This is a genomic window from Streptomyces sp. NPDC050416, from assembly GCF_044458845.1.
Classification (GTDB): Bacteria; Actinomycetota; Actinomycetes; order Streptomycetales; family Streptomycetaceae; genus Streptomyces.
On the sequence record NZ_JBITII010000004.1, the window covers coordinates 296,545 to 317,059 of the forward strand.

The 20,515-nt window shown below is 72.7% G+C and carries 18 protein-coding genes; 10 read left to right on the forward strand and 8 right to left on the reverse strand.

Annotated elements, in window-relative coordinates; translation table 11 throughout:
• Nucleotides 1-38 precede the first annotated feature (38 nt).
• The 5 genes from ACIBL4_RS14640 to ACIBL4_RS14660 all read left to right on the forward strand — a co-directional run bounded on the left by ACIBL4_RS14640 (nucleotide 39) and on the right by ACIBL4_RS14660 (nucleotide 4,827).
• Nucleotides 39-1,280: an NAD(P)/FAD-dependent oxidoreductase gene (locus tag ACIBL4_RS14640; RefSeq protein ID WP_399409850.1), complete on the forward strand. Its 1,242-nt coding sequence runs from the start codon at nucleotides 39-41 to the stop codon at nucleotides 1,278-1,280.
• A 77-nt stretch (nucleotides 1,281-1,357) separates the two neighbouring features.
• Nucleotides 1,358-1,723 (forward strand): helix-turn-helix domain-containing protein, encoded by a 366-nt coding sequence (locus tag ACIBL4_RS14645; RefSeq protein WP_184982857.1) that lies wholly within the window; start codon nucleotides 1,358-1,360, stop codon nucleotides 1,721-1,723.
• Nucleotides 1,724-2,105: 382 nt separating this feature from the next.
• Nucleotides 2,106-2,789 (forward strand): thiamine phosphate synthase, encoded by a 684-nt coding sequence (gene thiE / locus ACIBL4_RS14650; protein ID WP_399409853.1) that lies wholly within the window; start codon nucleotides 2,106-2,108, stop codon nucleotides 2,787-2,789.
• Nucleotides 2,790-2,896: 107 nt separating this feature from the next.
• Nucleotides 2,897-3,820: a methylenetetrahydrofolate reductase [NAD(P)H] gene (metF, locus tag ACIBL4_RS14655; protein WP_399409855.1), complete on the forward strand. Its 924-nt coding sequence runs from the start codon at nucleotides 2,897-2,899 to the stop codon at nucleotides 3,818-3,820.
• Nucleotides 3,821-3,876: 56 nt separating this feature from the next.
• Nucleotides 3,877-4,827, forward strand: a complete 951-nt coding sequence (locus ACIBL4_RS14660; protein WP_399409857.1) for a hypothetical protein — start codon at nucleotides 3,877-3,879, stop codon at nucleotides 4,825-4,827.
• A 27-nt stretch (nucleotides 4,828-4,854) separates the two neighbouring features.
• Here ACIBL4_RS14660 and ACIBL4_RS14665 read toward each other — a convergent pair whose 3' ends face one another.
• The 4 genes from ACIBL4_RS14665 to ACIBL4_RS14680 all read right to left on the reverse strand — a co-directional run bounded on the left by ACIBL4_RS14665 (nucleotide 4,855) and on the right by ACIBL4_RS14680 (nucleotide 10,448).
• Nucleotides 4,855-6,348: a phytoene desaturase family protein gene (locus tag ACIBL4_RS14665; RefSeq protein ID WP_399409859.1), complete on the reverse strand. Its 1,494-nt coding sequence runs from the start codon at nucleotides 6,346-6,348 to the stop codon at nucleotides 4,855-4,857.
• Between the two features lie 489 nt (nucleotides 6,349-6,837).
• Nucleotides 6,838-7,467 (reverse strand): TetR/AcrR family transcriptional regulator, encoded by a 630-nt coding sequence (locus ACIBL4_RS14670; protein ID WP_020274478.1) that lies wholly within the window; start codon nucleotides 7,465-7,467, stop codon nucleotides 6,838-6,840.
• Between the two features lie 91 nt (nucleotides 7,468-7,558).
• A complete protein-coding gene (locus tag ACIBL4_RS14675; RefSeq protein WP_399409861.1) occupies nucleotides 7,559-9,643 on the reverse strand; it encodes a YhgE/Pip family protein in 2,085 nt (694 codons plus the stop codon).
• Nucleotides 9,615-10,448: an ATP-binding cassette domain-containing protein gene (locus ACIBL4_RS14680; RefSeq protein ID WP_399410574.1), complete on the reverse strand. Its 834-nt coding sequence runs from the start codon at nucleotides 10,446-10,448 to the stop codon at nucleotides 9,615-9,617. The genes ACIBL4_RS14675 and ACIBL4_RS14680 overlap by 29 nt, the downstream gene beginning before the upstream one ends.
• 190 nt (nucleotides 10,449-10,638) lie before the next feature.
• Here ACIBL4_RS14680 and ACIBL4_RS14685 point away from each other — a divergent pair, with 190 nt between their 5' ends.
• From ACIBL4_RS14685 to ACIBL4_RS14695, 3 genes are all read left to right on the forward strand, one after another.
• Nucleotides 10,639-11,202 carry an SAV_6107 family HEPN domain-containing protein gene (locus ACIBL4_RS14685; protein ID WP_399409863.1) on the forward strand — a complete coding sequence of 188 codons (564 nt, stop codon included), beginning with the start codon at nucleotides 10,639-10,641 and terminating at the stop codon, nucleotides 11,200-11,202.
• Between the two features lie 219 nt (nucleotides 11,203-11,421).
• Nucleotides 11,422-12,228 carry a methyltransferase gene (locus ACIBL4_RS14690; protein ID WP_399409865.1) on the forward strand — a complete coding sequence of 269 codons (807 nt, stop codon included), beginning with the start codon at nucleotides 11,422-11,424 and terminating at the stop codon, nucleotides 12,226-12,228.
• A gap of 278 nt (nucleotides 12,229-12,506) precedes the next feature.
• Entirely contained in the window at nucleotides 12,507-12,908 is a 402-nt protein-coding gene (locus tag ACIBL4_RS14695; RefSeq protein WP_399409867.1) for a DUF3040 domain-containing protein, read from the forward strand.
• Nucleotides 12,909-13,024: 116 nt separating this feature from the next.
• On the opposite strand, the gene ACIBL4_RS14700 is transcribed toward ACIBL4_RS14695, so the two are convergent.
• The 4 genes from ACIBL4_RS14700 to ACIBL4_RS14715 all read right to left on the reverse strand — a co-directional run bounded on the left by ACIBL4_RS14700 (nucleotide 13,025) and on the right by ACIBL4_RS14715 (nucleotide 18,654).
• Nucleotides 13,025-15,418 carry a DUF3488 and DUF4129 domain-containing transglutaminase family protein gene (locus ACIBL4_RS14700; protein WP_399409869.1) on the reverse strand — a complete coding sequence of 798 codons (2,394 nt, stop codon included), beginning with the start codon at nucleotides 15,416-15,418 and terminating at the stop codon, nucleotides 13,025-13,027.
• On the reverse strand, nucleotides 15,418-16,779 hold the full coding sequence (locus ACIBL4_RS14705) for a DUF58 domain-containing protein (protein ID WP_399409871.1): 1,362 nt from the start codon (nucleotides 16,777-16,779) through the stop codon (nucleotides 15,418-15,420). Before ACIBL4_RS14705 ends, ACIBL4_RS14700 begins: the two co-directional genes overlap by 1 nt.
• Entirely contained in the window at nucleotides 16,779-17,819 is a 1,041-nt protein-coding gene (locus ACIBL4_RS14710) for an AAA family ATPase (RefSeq protein ID WP_399409873.1), read from the reverse strand. Before ACIBL4_RS14710 ends, ACIBL4_RS14705 begins: the two co-directional genes overlap by 1 nt.
• A 277-nt stretch (nucleotides 17,820-18,096) precedes the next feature.
• Complete coding sequence (locus tag ACIBL4_RS14715) at nucleotides 18,097-18,654, reverse strand: beta-class carbonic anhydrase (RefSeq protein WP_399409875.1); 558 nt, start codon at nucleotides 18,652-18,654, stop codon at nucleotides 18,097-18,099.
• 373 nt (nucleotides 18,655-19,027) lie between these two features.
• On the opposite strand from ACIBL4_RS14715, the gene rsmH reads away from it, so the two are divergent.
• A complete protein-coding gene (gene rsmH, locus ACIBL4_RS14720; RefSeq protein WP_399409877.1) occupies nucleotides 19,028-20,029 on the forward strand; it encodes a 16S rRNA (cytosine(1402)-N(4))-methyltransferase RsmH in 1,002 nt (333 codons plus the stop codon).
• Nucleotides 20,030-20,060: 31 nt separating this feature from the next.
• Nucleotides 20,061-20,510 carry a septum formation initiator family protein gene (locus ACIBL4_RS14725; protein ID WP_399409879.1) on the forward strand — a complete coding sequence of 150 codons (450 nt, stop codon included), beginning with the start codon at nucleotides 20,061-20,063 and terminating at the stop codon, nucleotides 20,508-20,510.
• The last annotated feature ends 5 nt before the right edge of the window (nucleotides 20,511-20,515 follow it).

Here is a 20,515-nt window from a genome sequence, read left to right on the forward strand (position 1 = left end):
CACTGACTGACAAAATGTCAGTTGTCTATGGTGATCAGGTGAGCGAGCAGACGCAGGAACCAGGTTCGTCCGCGCCCCGGCGCGTGGTCGTGGCGGGCGCGGGGATGGCCGGTGTGCAGACCGCGGTCGCCCTGCGCGAGCAGGGCTTCACCGGCACCGTGCGCCTGATCGGCGCGGAACCCCACCAGCCCTACGACCGGCCCCCCTTGTCCAAGGCCGTCCTGCTCGGCAAGGCCGAGGGCTCCGCCTTCGACGTCGACTTCGAGGCCCTCGGCATCGAGCTGCGGCTCGGCTGCGAGGTGCGGGGCCTGCGCCCGGGCGACCACGAGCTGGACACCGAGGACGGGCCCGTGCCGTACGACGTCCTGGTCGTCGCGACCGGTGCCGAACCGATCCGGTTGCCCGGGGCGGAGGGCGTGCCGGGCGTGCATCTGCTGCGCACCCTGGACGACGCCGAACGGCTGCGGCCGGTGCTGGCCGGCCGGCACGACATCGTGGTCGTCGGCGCCGGCTGGATCGGCGCGGAGTTCGCCACGGCCGCGCGCGAGGCGGGCTGCGCGGTGACCGTCGTGGAGGCCGCCGAACGGCCCCTCGCCGGGGCGCTGCCCGCCGAGGTCGCCGCGCCGATGGCCCGCTGGTACGCCGACGCGGGTGCCGTGCTGCGGACGCACGCGCGCGTGGAGCGCGTGGAGCCCGGCACGGTGGTTCTCGACGACGGCGCGCGGCTGCCCGCGGACGCGGTCGTCGTCGGCATCGGCGCCCGACCGGCCACGGCCTGGCTGGCCGGCTCCGGGATCGAGCTGGGCCCGCACGGCGAGATCGTGGCCGACCAGCACCTGCGCGCGTCGGTGCCCGACGTGTACGCGGTCGGCGACTGCGCCTCCTTCCCCTCGGGCCGGTACGGCGAGCGCCTGCTGGTGCACCACTGGGACAACGCCCTCCAGGGGCCGCGCACGGTCGCCGTGAACATCGTCGGCCGGGCCTCGGGGGAGACCCCCGCGGTGTACGACCCCGTGCCGTACTTCTGGTCGGAGCAGTTCGGGCGTTTCGTGCAGTACGCCGGGCACCACGCGGCCGCCGACACGACCCTGTGGCGGGGCGACCCGGCCGGACCGGCCTGGACGGTCTGCTGGCTGCGCGGAGACCGGCTGGTCGCGCTGCTGGCGGTGGGCCGTCCCCGGGACCTGGCGCAGGGCCGCCGCCTGATCGAGTCGGGCACGCCGATGAATCCGGCGTTGCTGGGGGACCCGGCGAGGCCGTTGAAGGCGGCCACGGCGTAGCTCGGAAGGCGCGCGGATCCGCCCAGGTGGGCGGGCCCGGCTTCCGACTGTCAGTGGGGGATGGCAGGCTGGTTTCCGTGACCGAGATTGACGCAAAGATCGATGCTCTCGTCCCTGCCTGGCTCACCCTCCCCGACATCGCCGAACAGTTCGGCGTCGAGGTGACGCGCGTGCGGCAGCTGGTCAAGGAGGGCCAGCTCATCGCCGTACGCCGCGGTGAGAACCGCGCACTGCACGTCCCCGCGGCCTTCATCGACGGGGACAAGGTCGTCAAGGGCCTGGCCGGAACCCTGACGCTCCTGCGGGACGACGGCTTCACGGTCGAAGAGATGCTGGAGTGGCTCTTCACCCCCGACCCGAGCCTGCCCGGCACGCCGGCACAGGCCCTGAGCGAGAACCGTGGCACGGAGGTGAAGCGCCGAGCCCAGGCGCTCGCGGTCTGACCCGACCACGACCGAACAACGGTCCGGCGCGCACGCGCGGGGCCGGACCCGAACAACCGCCCGGTGTTGGCCGGGGCCCGTGGGGCGACCCATGGAGCCCCGGTCACGGGGCGGCTTGTGCCCGGCAGGGGCGGGGCGCCGGAGTCACCGGAGCGGGGACTCTCTGCGGCCATGGCAGCACGCCGTGCGCAGGGGCGCCGTGCCGCCCGCCCGCACAGGCGCGGGGGCCCGAGGGCTTCGTCCTGCCATCGGCACGGGTGCGCCTTGAGCCGGTACGCCACCGCACCTGCACCCGCACCCGTGCGCAACCATGGCGTACCCGCACCCGACGGCGCGAGGACGCACCCGCACCCGCGCACCACCAACACCAGGGGGACGACGCATGGCCGCCACAACCGCCACCACCCGCACCACCGCCCGCGCACAGCTCGCCGACGCGCGGGTCTACCTCTGCACCGACGCGCGCAAGCGGCAGGGCGATCTCGTGGAATTCCTGGACGCCGTACTGGCCGGCGGGGTCGACATCGTGCAGTTGCGGGACAAGGGCATGGAGGCGGCCGAGGAGCTGGAGCACCTGGCCGTCTTCGCCGACGCCTGTGCCCGGCACGGCAAGCTGCTCGCGGTCAACGACCGGGCCGACGTCGCCCACGCCGCCGGCTCCGACGTGCTGCATCTCGGCCAGGGCGACCTCCCCGTCCCCGCGGCCCGCGCGATCCTCGGCGACGACGTCCTGATCGGCCGCTCCACGCACGCCGAGTCCGAGGCCGCCGCGGCCGCCGTCCAGGACGGTGTGGACTACTTCTGCACCGGCCCCTGCTGGCCCACCCCCACCAAGCCCGGCCGGCACGCCCCCGGCCTGGACCTCGTCCGGTACACCGCCGCCCTCGGCACCGACCGGCCCTGGTTCGCCATCGGCGGCATCGACCTCGGCAATCTCGACCAGGTCCTGGAAGCGGGCGCCCGGCGTGCCGTCGTCGTACGGGCGATCACCGAGGCCGACGACCCGGGCGCGGCGGCGGCCGATTTCGCGAAGAGGCTGCGGGAGCAGCAGGAGGCCGGTTCGTAGGCCGGTTCGTGGGCCGGTTTGTCCAAGGGATGGACAACAAGTGCACAAATCGGGCCAAAGTCCGATGTCCGGTTGGGGGACCGACCGCCCCTGACTAACCTGCCGGTATGGCCCTCGGCACCGCATCCATCAGATCGGACCACGCGCGCACCGTCCGTGACCTGCTCGCGACCGGCAAAACGACGTACTCGTTCGAGTTCTACGCCCCGAAGACCCCGAAGGGCGAGCGGAACCTGTGGAACGCGCTGCGCCGGGTCGAGGCCGTGGCGCCCGACTTCGTCTCCGTGACCTACGGCGCGGGCGGCTCCACCCGCGCGGGCACGGTCAAGGCGACCGAGGCGATCGCCTCCGACACCACCCTCACGCCCATCGCGCACCTCACGGCGGTCGACCACTCGGTGGCCGACCTGCGCAACATCATCGGCCAGTACGCCGACGCCGGGATCCGCAACATGCTCGCCCTGCGCGGGGACCCGCCCGGCGACCCGATGGGCGAGTGGGTGCCGCACCCGCGGGGCCTCGCCTACGCCGCCGAACTCGTCGAGCTGATCAAGGCGTCCGGCGACTTCTGCGTGGGCGTCGCAGCCTTCCCGGCGATGCACCCGCGCTCCACCGACTGGGACACCGACGTCCGCCACTTCGTCGACAAGTGCCGTGCGGGCGCGGACTACGCCATCACGCAGATGTTCTTCCACCCGGAGGAGTACCTCCGGCTGCGCGACCGCGTCTCGGCCGCCGGCTGCGACACCCCGATCATCCCCGAGGTCATGCCGATCGCCAGCGTGCGCTCGCTGGAGCGGATCGGCTCTCTCACCAACGCCGCGTTCCCGTCCGCCCTGAAAGAGCGGATCCTCACAGCAAAAGACGATCCGGCCGCTGTACGCTCCATTGGTATCGAATTCGCCACGGAGTTCTGTGCGCGGCTGCTCGCCGAGGGAGTGCCCGGCTTGCACTTCATCACGCTCAACAACTCCACGGCGACGCTGGAAATCTACGAGAACCTGGGCCTGCACCACCGACCGCAGGCCTAGACCGTTCGCACCGGTATACGACACACTGCGTTGCGGCGACTGGGAGAGGGGCGTACATGGGCTGGGCGGTCCTCTACATCGCGTTCGGCATCGTCGCGCTGTGGCTGCTGGGCGAGGTGCTGTTGCAGTACAAGGCGCGGCTGCGCTGGCGGCTGCTGGCCTTCGTCGGTTTCCTCGGTGTCGTGGTCGGTGTGCTGATCCCGTCCGTCATCGTGATCGGACTGGGCGCGGCCGCCTTCGCGGTCGGGCAGACCTACGTCACCCTGTCGTTCCGCAGCGGCTTCTCGGCCGGCTGGGCGATGAACGCGCCGAAGCTGGGCGGCGGCAAGGGCCGCCGCGGTGAGCGCGGCCGTCAGGAGCCGAGCCTGGAGGTCTCCGACATGGAGGCGGCCGACGGCGGCTACGGCGACGAGGGCGCCGACTACCGCCGCGACACCACCGCCCCCGCCTACGGCCAGGACGACGACTACGACCGCGACGACGTCTTCACCCCGTCGCGCCCGGTGCAACCGACGGCCGCCGAGACCACCGCCGTCTACGAGCCGCAGCCCGTGCCCGACGACACCGGCTCCTACGGCGTGTACGGCGACACCGGCTACCAGCAGGGCCCGCCCCAGGACCAGTACGCCGCCACGGCCCAGGGCACCGACCAGCCCTACGCCTACGACTACTCGGGCTACGGCCAGCAGCAGGGCTACGACGCCACGGACCAGCAGCAGTACGCCGCCTACTCCGACCCGTACATCGGCACGCCGACCTACGGCGGGGCCTCGTACGACACCTCCTACGGCGACCAGCAGTACTACGCCCAGCAGGGCTACGGCCAGGACCAGTACGCCGGCACCTACGGCGGCGAGACCCCGCCGGCCGGTGTGTGGGTCCCGCAGCAGCGCACCACCGACGAGTACGGCCAGGAGCTGCCGCCGGAGCAGCAGTCGTACCCGTACCAGGGCAACGGGCAGCAGCAGACGCCCGGGAACGGCTTCGACGAGCAGTACCGTTTCTGAGGCTTGAACGCCGCTCGGGCGGCGAGCTCACTGAGAGCCCCGGAACTCCGGTCCCTCCACGATCAGTCCCGCCACCAGCGCGCCCGACATGCCCGCGTGCGGCAGACCGCCGCCGGGATGCGCCCAGCCGCCGACGGTGAACAGACCGGGCACGCGCGTGCTGTTGGACGGATGCAGCAGCCGCCCGCCGTCCGCCGCCAGGGCGGGCACCGGCACCGCCCCGCCCTCCGCGCCGGTCGCCTCGGCGATGTCGGCCGGGGTGCGCACCTCGTGCCAGAGGAGGCGGTCGCGCAGATCCGGTACGGCGCGTTCGGCGACCGTGATCATGTTCTCGGCGAGGGTGTCGCAGGGCTCGCCGGGCCGGGCGGGCACCACCGTCGTGAGGGCGACCGCCTCGTGGTCCGGGTCCGGGACCAGTCCCGGGTCGTCGGGCCGCAGGACCGTGACCGTGGGACGCGGGTTCTGCGCCGCCGTGCCGAACAGGGCGTCCAACTCGGCCTCGCGGTCCGCCGCGTGGACCACCGTGCGGTGTGCCGTGCCCTCGGGGCGGGCGCCGCGCAGGGCGAGCAGCACCGTGACCCGGCTCGCCGCCGCGGGCTGCGGCGGCACGTCGCCGTCACCTCGCACCACGGCCTGCGCCGACAGCCGGTCCAGCGCGCCGGGCGCGACACCGGCGACCACGAAGTCCGCCTCCGCGACCGTGCCGTCGGCGAGTTCCACCCCCGAGGCGCGGCCGTCCTTCTCCAGCACCCCGGTCACGTCGGCGCCGAAACGGAACTCGACCTTTCGGGCCACGCACCGCTCGTACACCGCGCGGGCCAGCTCCCGCAGGCCGCCACGCACGTACCAGATGCCGAAGGCGTGCTCCATGTACGGCAGTACGGTCGCGCTCGCCGGAGTCGTCCGGGGATCCAGGCCGTACGCCAGGGCGTGGCTCTCCAGGAGGGCGGTGAGCCGGGCGTCCCGCAGCTCCCAGGCGCCGACCTCGGCGAGCGTGCCGGCCCGGCGGGTGCGCAGCAGCCGCTTGTGAGGCACCGCCGGGTACGGCTCACGCTCGGCCAGCACCTGCCAGTTCGGCCACAGCGGCTCCTCCAGGAGGGGGCGGCGCGTGCGGTCCCAGGCCTCGCGGGCCCGCACCAGGAAGTCACCCCACCGCTTCCCGGCCCCGGAGCCGAGCGCCTCGTCCAGGGCCGCCACGACGCCCGCGCGTGAGGCGTTCGGCAGCGACACCCGGGTGCCGTCCGCGAACACGTGCCGGGACGACGGGTCGACCTGGACCAGGTCCACGCAACGCTCCAGCGGCTCCTTGCCGGTCTTGACGAACAGGTCGCGGTAGACGGCGGGCAGCGGGAGCAGGCCGGGGCCGGTGTCGAAGGAGAACCCGTCGCGCTCGAAGCGGCGCAGCGCTCCGCCGTGGGTGTCCGTCCGCTCGTACACCACCACCCGGTGGCCCGCGACGGCCAGCCGGGCGGCCGCCGCCATGGCGCCCATCCCGGCGCCGATCACCGCAATCCGTGCCATGCCAGGGACTTTATCGGCCCCCACTGACAGCCCCCGCCGAGAGCCCCCGCGGTCGGCCTCCGAGTACGGGCGCGGAGGCGATCGTGACCAGTCGGCCACGGAGTGTTCTGGGGCCGCGTGCGCAGGGCTGAGTACGTGTACCTAGTGGGGGAGTTGAGTACGCGCGCGGATGGGAGACGACCTGCGAGAACGAGAGAGTGGAGGCACGGAGAGGGGGCACGGCTCCGGTACCGGCGACACGGGGCGCCGGAACGGGACCGGGCCCGCGATCCGCTCCTTCCGCCGACGGTGTCGGCGGGAGCGAGGCACGGGGGAGAACCGGGGGACGACCGAACGGGGGTCCTGCGGGGGACGTACGGGGGAGCAGGAAAAACGGGGGAGCACGGAAGGCGCCGGTTCGAGGTGGCCCGCGGGGGACGCGGCCACAGCGGACCGGCGCTTTCACATCTGCGTCCGGGTGCCTTCAGCGGCAGCGCTCAGGGGGTGTCCTCAGCGGCAGCCGCTCACCCGCCCCTGGAGCAGCCGGGACAGCGCCGCGTGGACGTCGTCCAGGGAGCGCTCCGGCTGGAAGGACTTCCAGTCCAGCGCGGCGACCAGGACCATGCCGACCAGCGCGGCCGCCGTCAGCGGGACGTCGATCTCGTCGCTGAACTCGCCGCCCGCCACGCCCGCGCGCAGCACGTCCTCCACGACCGCGACGGCCTGCTGCCGGACCACCATCAGCGTCGACTGCCAGGCTCGGTTCGTGCGCCACAGCTCGGCCACGTACAGCTGTGTGAAGGCCGGGTAGCGGTCGATGAAGACCAGCCCCGCGCGGATCATCGCGTCCAGGGCGTCGACCTTGGTGCCGCCCTCCCGGGCGGTCCGCTCGGCCGCTTCCCGCAGGGAGGCGGTGAGGAGGCCGACCCCGTGCCGCAGCAGCTCCTCGAAGAGGACGGACTTGCTCGCGAAGTTGTAGTAGACCGTGCCCTTGGCGACTCCGGCACGCTCGGCGATCTCGTCCACGGTCGTGGCGGAGAAGCCCTGCTCGGCGATGAGCGTGACGGCCGCCTCGTAGAGCTTCTGCCGGGTGGCCTCGCGGCGCGTGCTGCCGCCCGACGCGGCACTGCTGCTTTCCATGGCCCTGATTGTCACAGGAACCTTTCCTGGGGATGTCACCGAAGGGTTCACCGGGGACGTCGAACGGTTCACCGGGAGGTCGCCGAAGGGCTCACAGGGTCAGCTCCGGGTGCAGCCGGTCCAGCGTCCACACCTGGCGGCGGCGGGCCGCCACGGCGGTCAGCGCGAGGGCGCCGGCGGTGAACGCCGTCAGCACCACGCACGCGTGCCACACCGGTTCCAGACCGCCGCCCGTGATGAGCCTGCGCAGTGCCTCGACGACGTAGCTCATCGGCAGGAACGGGTGGAGCGCGTTGAAGAAGCCGGGGCTGGTCTGCACGGGGTACGTGCCGCCCGCCGAGGTCAGCTGGAGCATCAGCAGGGCGAGGACGAGGATCCGGCCCGCCGCCCCGAAGCGCGCGTTCAGCCACTGCACGATCGCCGCGAAGCACGCCGTCACCAGGAACAGGAAGCCCACCGTCCCGGCCGCCCGCGCCATCTCCAGACCGACCGCCCAGTGCAGCACCGACATCAGGGCCACCGTCTGGAGCACCCCGATCGCCACCACCGGCAGCCAGCCGGCCAGCGCGATCCGCCAGGCCGGGGCGCCCGCTGCGAGCGCGCGCCGGTTCATCGGGGTGATCAGCATGTAGGCCACCATCGCGCCCACCCACAGGGACAGCGGAATGAAGTACGGGGCGAACCCGGTGCCGTAGTTGGGCGCCTTGTGCAGGTCCTGGGAGGCGAGTCGCACGGGGTCGGCCATGACCTCGGTGCGCCGGTCGCGGTCCTGCTTGTCGTAGTCGGGGATGCGCTCCGCCCCGTCGTGCAGCCCGCCGGCGAGCTTGCCGGAGCCGTCGACGAGTTTGAACATGCCGCCGCTGAGGTCGTCCGCGCCCGTCTTGAGCCGGCCGACGCCCTTGTTCAGGTCGACGGCACCGGTCTTGGCCGTGCCGATCCCTTTGTGCAGCTTCTTCGCGCCCGCGGCGACCTCGGCCGCCCCGTCGTTCAGCTTGTTGATCTTCTTGGTGGCGTCGTCGAGGTCCTCGGAGAGATGCGGCGCGCGCTCGGCCAGGGCCTCGGACTGCTTCTGGAGGGCGGCGAGGTTCTTGTCCAGCTTCGCCAGATCGCCGTTCTGGTCCGCGATCAGCGTGTTGACGTCGCCGGCGATGAGGGCCGCGTCGGCCGCCGCCTCCTTGGCCTTCTTCAGGTCGGCACAGGCGGCATCGGGCAGGACGGGGTCCTCGCAGCGCCTGGTGTAGACGCCGTTCAGCGTGTCCGACGCCGTACGGGCGCCCTTGGCGGCGGTCGGGGCCCTCTTCGCCAGGGTGTCCAGGTGCTTGCGGATCACACCGGAGGAGTCGGCGACGAGCCGGGCCGTGTCGCCGATGGTCTTCTCGTTGCCCTTCAGGAAGGGGCGGACCTTGCCGGCGGTGCCGTTGATCTTGTCGGCGAGCTTCTGCGTGCCGTCCGCGACCTGCTTCGAGCCGTCCTCCAGGTCGCCCGCGCCCGTGTGGAGCTTCTTCAGGCCCGTGGACAGCTTGCCGCTGCCGTCCTTGGCGGTCTTCAGGCCGTCGGCGAGGTCCTTGGAGCCCTTCTCGGCCTTGCCGATGCCGCCCTTGAGCTGGTCGGCGCCCTTCGCCGCCTTCACGGTCTTGCCGTGGATGTCGGAGAACGAGACGAAGATCTTGTCCAGGAAGGACCGCGACGTCTTCGTGGACGCGGCCTGGCGCACCTCGCTGAACACCGTCCGGGAGATCTGCCCGACGATGTAGTTGTTCGCGTCGTTGGTGTGCACCTGGAGGGCACCGGTCTCCGGGGAGTGCCCGGAGCTGGAGGCGATCCGCTCGCTGAAGTCGGCGGGCATGGTGAGCGACAGGTAGTAGGTGCCGTCCTCGACACCCCTGCGGGCCTCGGCGGCGCTCACCTCCCGCCAGTCGAAGGTCTTGCTGTCGTGCAGGCCCTTGGTGATGTCGTCGCCCGCCGTGATCTTCCTCCCGTCGGCGGTCGCCCCCTTGTCGTCGTTCACGAGCGCCACGGGGATACGGTCCAGACGGCCGTACGGGTCCCAGAACGACCACAGGTACAGCGCCCCGTACAGCAACGGCAGCACCAGCAGCGCGACCAGCGCGGCGCGCGGCAGCTTGCCCCGGCCGAAGCGGCGGAGCTCAAGCGCGGCGAGTTTCGGCGAGCGCATCGGCCTTCTCCTCTCCCTGACCGGCCTCTTCGCCCTCGGCGGCCGGGTGATCGTCGCTGTCGTCCTGGTTCTCCTGGCCGACCTGGTCCCCGGCGTCCTGGTTCTCCCGGGCGTCCCGGCTCTCCTCGGTGGACACCCTGACGGCGCCCTCCGGGGCCTCGCTGCACACCGCCACGACCGTCGTCCCGGCGCCGGCGAGGGACCTGAGCAGGGACCAGATCTCGTCCCGCTCGCCGTCGGAGAGCTTGAGGTCGGTGTCGTCGACCCCGAGCAGCCGGGGCCGGCCGACGAGCGCGAGGGCGATGGACAGCCGCAGTGCCTCCTGCCGCTCCAGATCGCGTACGGCGGTACGGGGCCCCTTGGGCAGCGCCTCAAGGTCGAGGCCGGCGGCGGCCAGTGCCGCGTCGACGCGCTGGGCGGCCTCGGCCGCCCGCTCGCCGCGGGGACGCAACAGCCCGCGCAGGGAGTCACCGAACCGCCGCTGGAGCAGGGCCCGCTCCCGCAGGTGCTCGCCGACGGTCAGGGCCGGGTCGAGTTCGCTGACCCCGGGCACATGGGCCAGGGCGCTGACCCGGCGCACCGCCGACAGCTGCTTGGGCAGCCTGGCCTCGCCGACCGTGGCCGTGCCCTCCGCGATCTTCATGCGCCCCGTCAGCGCGAGCAGCAGGCACGTACGGCCGGACCCGGACGGGCCCTCGACCGCGACGAGCGATCCCGGCTCGGCGTCGACGGAGATCCCGCGGAACGCCCACCCGCGCGGCCCTTTCACCCCAAGGCCCGCGGCGGCGATCCGCGCCCCTCCCACTCGTTCCCCCACGAGTCTCCCTCGATCTGTCGGAGAATTTGAACTGACTGGTCAGTGCAAAAACTACTCCGAACCTACGATCGAGGCAAAACCGCAGGTCAGAACGGATTGTCAGTGCCATACCTCACGATGGGTCACATACGGCACTCCTAGCCGGACGTGCCGTCACACAGACGACAGGAGGTTCGTCATGGCCAGCTACCACGCAGCAGCCGCCCGCCGGCGCCGTGCCACCGGCCCTGCCCCCTCACTGACCGGACCGGCGAGCGACGTGCACCCCGTGCTGCGCCGGGCCACGGCCCCGCCCGCCGCCCTCGACCTGCTCGCCCAGGCCCACGCCGCCCTCGACGAGGCCGCCGTCCTGGAGACACCGAACGAGCGCTACGCGACGGCCCACCTCGCCGCCCTCCGCACCGCCGCCGCCGTGCTCGCCGCCCGGGGCCGGCCGGAGACCTCGCCCCGGGCCCGGGCCAAGATCAGGAGCGCCTGGGAAGTGCTCCCCGAGATCGCGCCCGAACTGTCCGAGTGGAGCGCACTGTTCGCCTCCGGCGCCCGGCGCCGCGCCCGGGCCGAGGCGGGCATCCGCGACGCGGCCAGCAGCCGGGACGCCGACGACCTGATACGGGACGTGGCGATGTTCCTCCGCCTCGTCGAGCGCATGCTGGTCCTCCAGCCGGTCCTCCCGCAGCCCCGCCCGGGCCAGGACCAGCCGGAGCGACCGGGGGAGGGGCAGGACATGCCGGACGCGGGCTGAGCGGGCACGGCGACGCGGGTCCGCCCGGTCGGACCGAGGCGTGTCCGGGGGAGTACCGGCCGCCGCCGGCAGGCCTGCCGGCGGCAATAGGGCCCGGCCTGCCGAAGGCAATAGGGTGGGGGACGCCTGAAGTCTTCCCTCCCCCTCGCCGGGGCCGGGGGAGACGCCCCGTTCGCTCCGCCGTGCAAGAGGCGGTGCCGCGCCGAGGAGTCAACTGCCGTGTCGGACCCGATGCGCCCCCGCGCCTCACTCCGTACCGCCGTGGTCTGGGAGGTCCTCCAGGACGCCCTGGACCGCCGGGTCAAGGCCACGGGTCGGGAGTCGCTGGACGTCCTCGACACCGGAGGCGGCAGCGGCAACTTCGCGGTGCCCGTCGCCCGTCTCGGCCACCGGGTCACCGTCGTCGACCCCAGCCCCAACGCGCTGTTCGCCCTGGAGCGCCGCGCCGCCGAGGCGGGAGTCGCCGACCGGGTGAAGGGTGTGCAGGGCGACGCCCACGGCCTCTTCGACGTGGCCGAGCGCGGTGGCTACGACGTGGTGCTGTGCCACGGCGTCCTGGAGTACGTGGACGACCCGGCCGAGGGCGTCCGCAACGCGGTGGCGGCCCTGCGCCCGGAGGGCGTCCTCAGCCTGCTCGCCGCCGGTCTCGGCGGTGCCGTGCTGGCCCGTGCGCTCGCCGGGCACTTCAAGGAGGCCCGGCAGGCGCTCGACGACCCGAACGGTCGATGGGGCACGGGTGACCCCGTCCCGCGCCGCTTCACCGCCGAACAGCTCACCGGGCTGGTCGAGGGCGCGGGCCTGCGTGTCGGCGCCGTGCACGGTGTGCGGGTCTTCGCCGACCTCGTGCCCGGCGTCCTCGTCGACACCGAGCCCGGCGCGCTGGAGGCGCTGCTGAAGCTGGAGGAGGCAGCCGCCGAGCTTCCCGCATTCCACTCGGTGGCCACGCAGCTTCATGTGCTGGGTGAAACCACTGAGACTCCTGCGACAGGCGAGGCAAAGGAGGCTGGTGGGTCTGCCGAGGCCTGAGTCCCTGGTGAGGTACCGCCGCTGATCAGCGCCTTGGCTGTGCATGGAGTACGCCACAGGCCCCCCGAACGGCGGCTTGGCGCCGTATGATCGAGGGAGACCGTTCCGGCATGACGGGTCGGCCGCCGGGGAATGGAAGCCTCAGCGAGCCGGGACGTCCATGGCGGATTCCGGTTGGCCAATTGGCGCAGAGGGGCGGGTTTCACGGGGGCGATTCCCTGCCTATCCTGAAGAGACCCCCCGGGTCGCCCCGGCGACTGCACGATGAGGAGGACTCCGTGCCGCTCTCGGAGCACGAGCAGCGCATGCTCGAGCAGATGGAGCGAGCGCTGTACGCCGAAGATCCCAAGTTCGCGTCGGCGCTCGAGGGAAGCGGGCTGCGTACGTACACCCGGCGGCGGGTCTACCAGGCGGTCGCGGGATTCCTCGTAGGTATTGCGCTCCTCATGGCCGGTATGGTCGCCAAGCAGGTCTGGCTCAGCGTCGTGGGCTTCCTCGTCATGCTGGGCTGTGCGGTGCTCGCCGTGACCGGCTGGCGCAAGGCCCCCAAGCCGGGTGAACAGGCGGCCGGGGCCGGCGGACAGCAGGCCGCCCGCCGACAGGGCCGGCAAAAGCGCTCCATGATGGACCGCATCGAGCAGCGCTGGCAGAAGCGCCGCGACGAACAGGGCGGCCATTAGCCCGGAGCGCAGCTCTCCAGGACACGCACAGACATGAGTCAGGGGTGACCACCCACCGGGTGGTCACCCCTGACGTATGCGTACCGGCGCGACTGCCTACCGAGGGCGCCCGTCCGTCAGCCCTGCTGGCCCGATGCCTTCCGCCACGTCGGCCGCAGCGCCAGGGCACGTGTCCGCACGCCCGACCACCAGGCCGACACCGCCCACACCACGCGCACGGTGGAGCGGGGGGCCAGGACCGCACGGAGCCTGGCACCGCGCCCGACCCCGGCGCTCAGGCCCGCTGCCGCACGGCGGACGTCGTCCGTGAGGCCGGCCGACGGGCGGGGGTGCGGTGCGTACAGGACCTGCTCCACCGCGTCCGCCACCCGGTGCACCGAGGCCGCGGCCGTGGCGTCGAGGGAGCCCAGCCGGACGATACGGGCGGCAGCCTTGCGCGGCGTCTGCGACTCGTCCGGCGCGATGCCGAAGTCCCAGGCTGTGTCCGTCAGCTCCTGCCACACGGCCAGCGTGTGCGCCAGCGCGTCCGCCTCGCCGCGGCCGTGCGCCCCCAGCCGGACCGCCCGGGTCCGCCGGCGCCACAGCATCGGTGCCAGCGGGAGCGCCAGGACGGCGAGGCCGCCCAGGGCCCAGGCCAGGAGCGCGTACCACTTCGGTCCGTCGTCGCCGGTGGGCAGCACCGCCTGCGGTGACTCGCTCGCGCATCCGCCGTCCAGCTTCTTCTGCTCCGGCGTGCAGCTGTCGCTCGTCGAGGGCGTCGGGGACGGCGCGGCGGACGACGTCTGGGACGGGCGCGCCTCGTCCGGCACCGAGCTGCCGGGGTCGTCCGGCAGGGTGTACTGCGGCATCGAGCCGCGGTTCGGGGTCGGCTCGAAGCGGGTCCAGCCCACACCCTCGAAATACAGCTCCGGCCAGGCGTGCGCGTCGCGCAACCCCACGGACACCGAGCCGTCCGCCTGCGGGGAACCGGGCGCGAAGCCCACCGCGACCCGGGCCGGTATGCCCAGGGAGCGGGCCATCGCCGCCATGGCGAAGGAGAAGTGCACGCAGAAGCCCTGCTTGTCCTTCAGGAAGCGGGCGATGCCTTCCGAGCCGCTGCCGACCTGCACCCGGGTGTCGTACTCGAAGCCGCCGGTCACCGCGAACCAGTCCTGGAGTTTGACCGCCTGGTCGTAGGGGTTGGCGGCGCCCGCGGTGACCTGGCGGGCGGTGCGGCCCACCACCGCCGGCAGCGAGTCGGGCAGCTTGGTGAAGTCGCGCTCGATGGCCCCCGGCGGAGACGGCGCCGAGGCCAGCTGCTCCGCCGTCGGCTGCACGTCCAGGCTCTTGACCTGGTAGGTCAGCCCTCGTGTGTTCTGGCCGTGGTCGCCGACCAGCGTCATGCCCAGGGGCTCGTAACGCCAGTTGCCCCGGATGTTGACGCCGCTCGGCGGGTACGGCATGGGCAGCCAGTCCTGGGCGTACCAGCCGGACGCCGTGATCGTGCTGGCGACCTCCGTGCGCTTGACGTCGGAGCCGAGGCCGATCGGCGTCGGGAAGGTGCCGTCGGGGACGGCGGTGATGGAGCGCCGGGACGGCTTCCAGGTGGTGCCGTCGAAGTCGTCCAGGGACACGATCCGCAGATAGAGGTCCGAGACGTCGGCCATCTTCGTCTTCACGGACAGGACCTGCCGGTCCTCGTCCACGTTCAGATTGTCGCGCAGCGACACCAGCGGGTTCACGGCGGAGATCGTGCCGCCGTTGCCCGTGCCGCCGCCCGCGCCCGTGCCCACGGAGTCCAGCAGGCCGCCGTTCATCGCGGGCAGGCCGAGCGGCACCACCAGGGCGATGCCCAGCGCGACCACGCCGATGCGCCGGCCGGTGCGGACCGGGGCGACGGCGCCGCTCGGTTCCCCTCCGGCCGTGCGCGGGGCCCCGCCGAAGACCCGGCCCCATTGGGAGAGCCGGTCCCGGCCCTCGGCCAGGAGCAGCATCAGATAGCCCGCAGCCGCGACCAGGAACCACAGCCAGTCCGTGCCCCCGTCGGACAGCCCCGCGGCCACCGAGTACAGCGCGAGCAACGGCAGACCGGCCGGGGCGGCGCTGCGGAAGGTCACCGCGAGGGTGTCCACCAGCAGCCCGATGATCAGGACACCGCCGATGAGCATCAGCCGGATGCCGTCGGACTCCAGGGGCGCCGGGATCGCGTACCGCGCGATGTCGTCCCCGCCCTGCCGGAGCAGCAGCGCGAAGCGGTCGAGGGCCTGCGGCCCGGGCACCAGCCCGGCGAGGGCCTGTTCACGGGCGAACAGGAACGTCAGCAGCACCACCGTGACCACGGCCTGGGCCGCCACCGTGAGCGGCCGCGCCAGCGGCACCCTGCGAGTCGCGGCACCCACGCCCGCCTGCACGGCCAGCAGGAAGGCCGCCTGCACGATCCACGTCGCCGGTCTGACGAGGGGCAGCAGGGCGCACGCGGCCATCAGTGTGGCCGCCCAGGCGCCCAGCGTCAGTCGTACCCGCCCGCTCATCACGGTCCCTCCCCGCCGCCCGCGGCGGCCAGCCCCCTGCGCTCCCGGTCGGCCTGCCGCCACAGCTCGTCCACGGAGGCGGCCCGCGGCACGCCGAGGGCCGTCCAGCCCGCCTCGCGCAGCATGCGCAGCCGCTCCCCGCTCCGGTCCAACGGACCGGGTACGTCGCTCGGTTCCCGCACCCAGGTGTCGCTGTCCAGCACGAAGGCGACCGCGCCCGGGCTGCGCTGCCGCATCCGGCCCAGCACGGCCGCCTGCTCCTCGTCCAGGTCGCCGAGGAAGGCCACCAGCAGCCCCTCGTTCCCTCCGCGCAGCACGTCGTAGGCCCGCGACAGACCCGCGCCGTCGGAGTGGTCGATCACCGCGAGGGTGTCCATCATCAGCCCGGCCGCGTCCGCCGACTCCTGGCTCGCGCCCGCGAAGCCGTCCCCGCCGTCGCCGGGCACCGCGTTGCCGGTGTCCGTCAGCAGCCGTACCGAGTAGCCCCGTTCGAGCATGTGCACCAGCACCGACGCGGCGCCCGACACGGCCCACTCAAAGGCCGAGTCCGGTCCCGCGCCCTGGTAGGCGATGCCCCGGGTGTCGAGCAGCACCGTGCAGCGGGCGCGCTGCGGCTGCTCCTCGCGGCGCACCATCAGCTCGCCGTAGCGGGCGGTGGAGCGCCAGTGCACCCGGCGCAGGTCGTCGCCGTAGCGGTACCCGCGCGGGATCACGTCGTCCTCGCCGGCCAGCGCGAGGGAGCGCTGACGCCCGTCGCCGTACCCCTTCGCCTCGCCGCTGAGGCGCACCGGAGCCAGCGCCTCCACGCGCGGGATCACCGTCAGGGTGTCGTACGTCGAGAAGGACCGGGTCAGCTCGCACATGCCGAACGGGTCGGTCAGGCGCAGCTGGAGCGGGCCCAGCGGGTAGCGGCCGCGCAGGTCGGAGCGCACCCGGTAGGACACCTCGCGCCGGCCGCCCGCCTCCATCCGGTCGAGCACGAAACGGGGCCGGGGGCCGAGCACGTACGGCACCCGGTCCTGGAGCATCAGCAGGCCCGTGGGCAGCCGCGAGACGTTGTCCATCCGCAGGTGGACCCGGGCCTCGCTGCCGGCCGGCACGCGCTCGGGGGAGAGGCGGCGGCTGCCCGCGACCCGGTAGCGCGTGCGGTACAGCACCGTCGCGCACACCAGCGGCAGCACCGCAAGCAGCAGGCCCACGCGCAGCAGATCGCCCTGCCCGAGCACGTACGCACAGACGGCGGCCGCGACACCGGCGGCCAGGAAGGAGCGTCCGCGGGTGGTCAGACCGGCCAGGGCGGTGCGGATGCCGCCCTGCTCGCCCCGGTCGGCCTCCGCCTGCCCCGTCCCCGCGGTGGTCATCACAGCCTCCGCGGCGGCTGCTGGGGATACGCCGGCACGCCCCGGCCGAGGCCGCCGAACCCGCTCTGCTGCTGGGGCGTGGCCGGCACCGGGGTGCGCTGAAGGATCTCCTCGACGACCTGCTCGGCCGTGCGTCGGTTGAGCTGGGCCTGGGCGGTGGGCAGCAGGCGGTGGGCCAGGACGGCGACGGCGAGTGCCTGCACGTCGTCCGGCAGCGCGTACTCCCGGCCGCTCAGGGCCGCGGACGCCTTCGCCGCGCGCAGCAGGTGCAGCGTCGCGCGCGGGGAGGCGCCCAGTCTCAGGTCGGGGTGCGTGCGCGTGGCGCCGACCAGGTCCACCGCGTAGCGCCGGACCGGCTCGGCGACGTGGACGCCGCGCACCGCCTCGATCAGCTTGAGGATCTCGTGCGCGTGGGCCACGGGCTGGAGGTCCTCCAGCGGCGAGACGCCGCCGTGCACGTCCAGCATCTGCAGCTCGGCCTCGGCGCTCGGGTAGCCGACCGAGACCCGGGCCATGAAGCGGTCGCGCTGGGCTTCCGGCAGCGGGTAGGTGCCTTCCATCTCGACCGGGTTCTGCGTCGCCACCACCATGAAGGGGCTGGGCAGCTCGTAGGTCTGGCCGTCGATGGTGACCTGGCGCTCCTCCATGGACTCCAGGAGCGCGGACTGCGTCTTGGGCGAGGCGCGGTTGATCTCGTCGCCGATCACCACCTGCGCGAAGATCGCGCCCGGCTTGAACTCGAAGTCGCGGCGCTGCTGGTCCCAGATGGACACACCGGTGATGTCCGAGGGCAGCAGGTCGGGCGTGAACTGGATACGCCGCACCGAGCAGTCGATGGACCGCGCCAGTGCCTTGGCGAGCATCGTCTTGCCGACGCCCGGGACGTCCTCGATCAGCAGATGTCCCTCGGCGAGCAGTACGGTCAGCGAGAGCCGTACGACCTCGGGCTTGCCCTCGATCACGCCTTCCACCGACTCCCGCACGCGTTCCACCACGGCGGTCAGATCAGTGAGGCTCGCTCGATCGTCATAGGTCGTCACCCGGCCCTCCTCGGCCTTTCCCTTGCTCTCAGGGAGCACGGGATACCCCATTTTCCCGGGCCGACGCCCCAAGACGCGGGCCGGCCCACCCCGAACCACGGACACCACGCGCGAAAGTTCCGCGTGACGCCACTCCCGCATTCTTGCTGCCGTTACCGATTCGTGTCACTCGACTGTGGATAACTGGCCGCGATATGTCCGCCTTGCAACCATTCGAACGTGTGACTGACAGGCTTTCGACAGCTGCAGCAGGTTGTGTCCGGGGTGGGCGACCAGGTCAGACGGCGGGGTCGACCTCACGCAGCCGGCCGGTCCTCACGTCGAAGACGAACCCCCGCACGTCGTCCGTGTGCGGCAGGAACGGCGAGGTGCGCACGCGCTGCATCGACTGCCGTACGTCCTGGTCGACGTCCCGGAACGACTCCACCGCCCACGCCGGGCGCTGGCCTACCTCGGCCTCCAGTTCGTTGCGGAAGTCCTCGGTGAGGCTCTCCAGACCGCAGCCGGTGTGGTGGATGAGGACGATGCTGCGCGTCCCCAGCTTGCGCTGGCTGATGGTGAGGGAGCGGATCACGTCGTCGGTGACCACGCCACCGGCGTTGCGGATCGTGTGGCAGTCACCCAGTTCGAGGCCGAGCGCCGCGTGCAGGTCGAGCCGGGCGTCCATGCAGGCCACGATGGCGACGTGGAGCACGGGCCGGGCGTCCATCCCCGGGTCGGTGAACTCGGCGGCGTAGCGGGCGTTGGCTTCGACGAGGCGGTCGGTGACCGTGCCACCGTCGGCTGAGGGGTTCTCCGAGGTCGTGGAAACCGATGCAGAAGTCGTCATATCCATGACGTTACTGGTCACACCCCGTCCGAGCCTCCTGTGAGAGTGGACAAAGAATGTCAGCCACACTGTGGTGTGAGGTAACCCACAAGGGTGGTGTGCCGGCGGTCGCGACGCGCAGGCCGGTTGATTGACCGGGAGACAGGGTGGACTAAAGTGACGCGAAGCGGGAGGCGAGACCCTCCCCGTTGGACTGTTTTCCCCGGAGACCCCGGCGACGACCGGAGATCTCCCCACGTGCGCGGCGCGTACGTACGGCTCGGCCTCCTCCCGCTCCCGGTCGGCTGACGCTTCCGGCGCCGGCAGGCCTCCCCTTCACGAGCGGGCGGGGACCCGGCGGTGCGTAGGGCCGCGCCGGATCTGAGAGGGCCCAGGATCAATGGGGCGCGAAGCGCATTCGAATGAGGGTGGTGGCGGGCGACGGGAGGGGCAGAGTCGACACGTCCCGGTGATGCTCCAGCGGTGCCTGGATCTGCTGGCACCCGCCGTGGAGGGCCCGGGCGCCGTGGTCGTCGACTGCACCCTCGGCCTCGGCGGCCACAGTGAGGCGCTCCTGGAGAGGTTCCCCGGGGTCCGTCTCGTCGCCCTCGACCGCGACAAGGAGGCCCTGCGCCTGTCCGGCGAGCGCCTCGCGTCCCACGGGGAGCGCGCCACCCTCGTCCACGCGGTGTACGACGAGCTCCCCGAGGTGCTGCACAAGCTGGGCATCGCGCGCGTGCAGGGCGTGCTGTTCGACCTCGGTGTCTCCTCCATGCAACTCGACGAGGCCGACCGCGGCTTCGCCTACGCCCAGGACGCCCCGCTCGACATGCGCATGGACCAGTCGTCCGGAGTCAGCGCCGCCGAGGTCCTCAACACGTACCCGCCGGGCGAGCTGGTGCGCATCCTGAGGGCGTACGGCGAGGAGAAGCAGGCCAAGCGGATCGTGTCCGCGATCGTGCGCGAGCGCGAGAAGGAGCCGTTCAGCACCAGCGCGCGGCTCGTCGAGCTGATCCGGGACGCGCTGCCGCAGGCCGCCAAGCGCACCGGCGGCAACCCGGCCAAGCGCACCTTCCAGGCCCTGCGCATCGAGGTCAACGGCGAGCTCGCCGTCCTGGAGCGGGCGATCCCGGCGGCCGTGAAGGCGCTGGACGTGGGCGGGCGGATCGCCGTGCTGTCGTACCACTCGCTGGAGGACCGGCTGGTCAAGCAGGTGTTCGCGGCGGGTGCCGCCACCACGGCGCCGCCCGGGCTGCCCGTCGTGCCCGAGCGCTACCAGCCACGGCTCAAGCTGCTCACGCGTGGTGCCGAACTCCCCACCGAGGAGGAGATCGCCGAGAACCGGCGGGCGGCACCGGCGCGGCTGCGCGGCGCCCAGCGCATCAGGGAGGACGTCGAGTGAGGCGTTTGCAGGCCGGACCGAGGGAGCGCGCGTGAGCAGCAAACCCGAACTGAAGGGGAGGGCGGCCCGTCTCGCGCAACTCTTCCCGACCGGCCCCGGGCAGGCGGCCCGCACCCCGTTCGTCCTCCTCGTGGTCCTCCTCCTCGGCGGTGGTCTCATCGGCCTCCTGGTGCTGAACTCGGCCCTCAGTGAAGGCGCGTTCAAGCTCGACGACCTCCAGCGCGAGACCAAGAGCCTCACCGACGAGGAACAGGCCCTCCAGCGGGACATCGACGCCTACTCCGCTCCCGAGGCCCTCCAGCGGCGCGCCCGCGAACTCGGCATGGTCCCCGGCGGCGACCCCGCCTTCCTCGCCCCCGACGGCACGGTCAAGGGCGTCCCCAGCCCCGCCCCGGGCGTCCGGCAGGGCTCCGCCCGCGTCCCCCTGGTCCTGGCCCCCGAGGCCATGCCCAACGGCCCCACCCCGACCCCCGGCAGGTGACGGAA

Excerpts from the sequence above, each read along its gene's own strand:
- ACIBL4_RS14665 (WP_399409859.1), bottom strand. The coding sequence starts at position 6,348 with ATGGCACGGATTGCGGTGATCGGCGCCGGGATGGGCGCCATGGCGGCG.
- ACIBL4_RS14660 (WP_399409857.1), top strand. The coding sequence starts at position 3,877 with ATGGGCTGGGCGGTCCTCTACATCGCGTTCGGCATCGTCGCGCTGTGG.
- metF (WP_399409855.1), top strand. The coding sequence starts at position 2,897 with ATGGCCCTCGGCACCGCATCCATCAGATCGGACCACGCGCGCACCGTC.
- thiE (WP_399409853.1), top strand. The coding sequence starts at position 2,106 with ATGGCCGCCACAACCGCCACCACCCGCACCACCGCCCGCGCACAGCTC.
- rsmH (WP_399409877.1), top strand. The coding sequence starts at position 19,028 with ATGGGGCGCGAAGCGCATTCGAATGAGGGTGGTGGCGGGCGACGGGAG.
- ACIBL4_RS14670 (WP_020274478.1), bottom strand. The coding sequence starts at position 7,467 with ATGGAAAGCAGCAGTGCCGCGTCGGGCGGCAGCACGCGCCGCGAGGCC.
- ACIBL4_RS14700 (WP_399409869.1), bottom strand. The coding sequence starts at position 15,418 with ATGAGCGGGCGGGTACGACTGACGCTGGGCGCCTGGGCGGCCACACTG.
- ACIBL4_RS14715 (WP_399409875.1), bottom strand. The coding sequence starts at position 18,654 with ATGGATATGACGACTTCTGCATCGGTTTCCACGACCTCGGAGAACCCC.
- ACIBL4_RS14675 (WP_399409861.1), bottom strand. The coding sequence starts at position 9,643 with ATGCGCTCGCCGAAACTCGCCGCGCTTGAGCTCCGCCGCTTCGGCCGG.
- ACIBL4_RS14705 (WP_399409871.1), bottom strand. The coding sequence starts at position 16,779 with ATGACCACCGCGGGGACGGGGCAGGCGGAGGCCGACCGGGGCGAGCAG.
- ACIBL4_RS14685 (WP_399409863.1), top strand. The coding sequence starts at position 10,639 with ATGGCCAGCTACCACGCAGCAGCCGCCCGCCGGCGCCGTGCCACCGGC.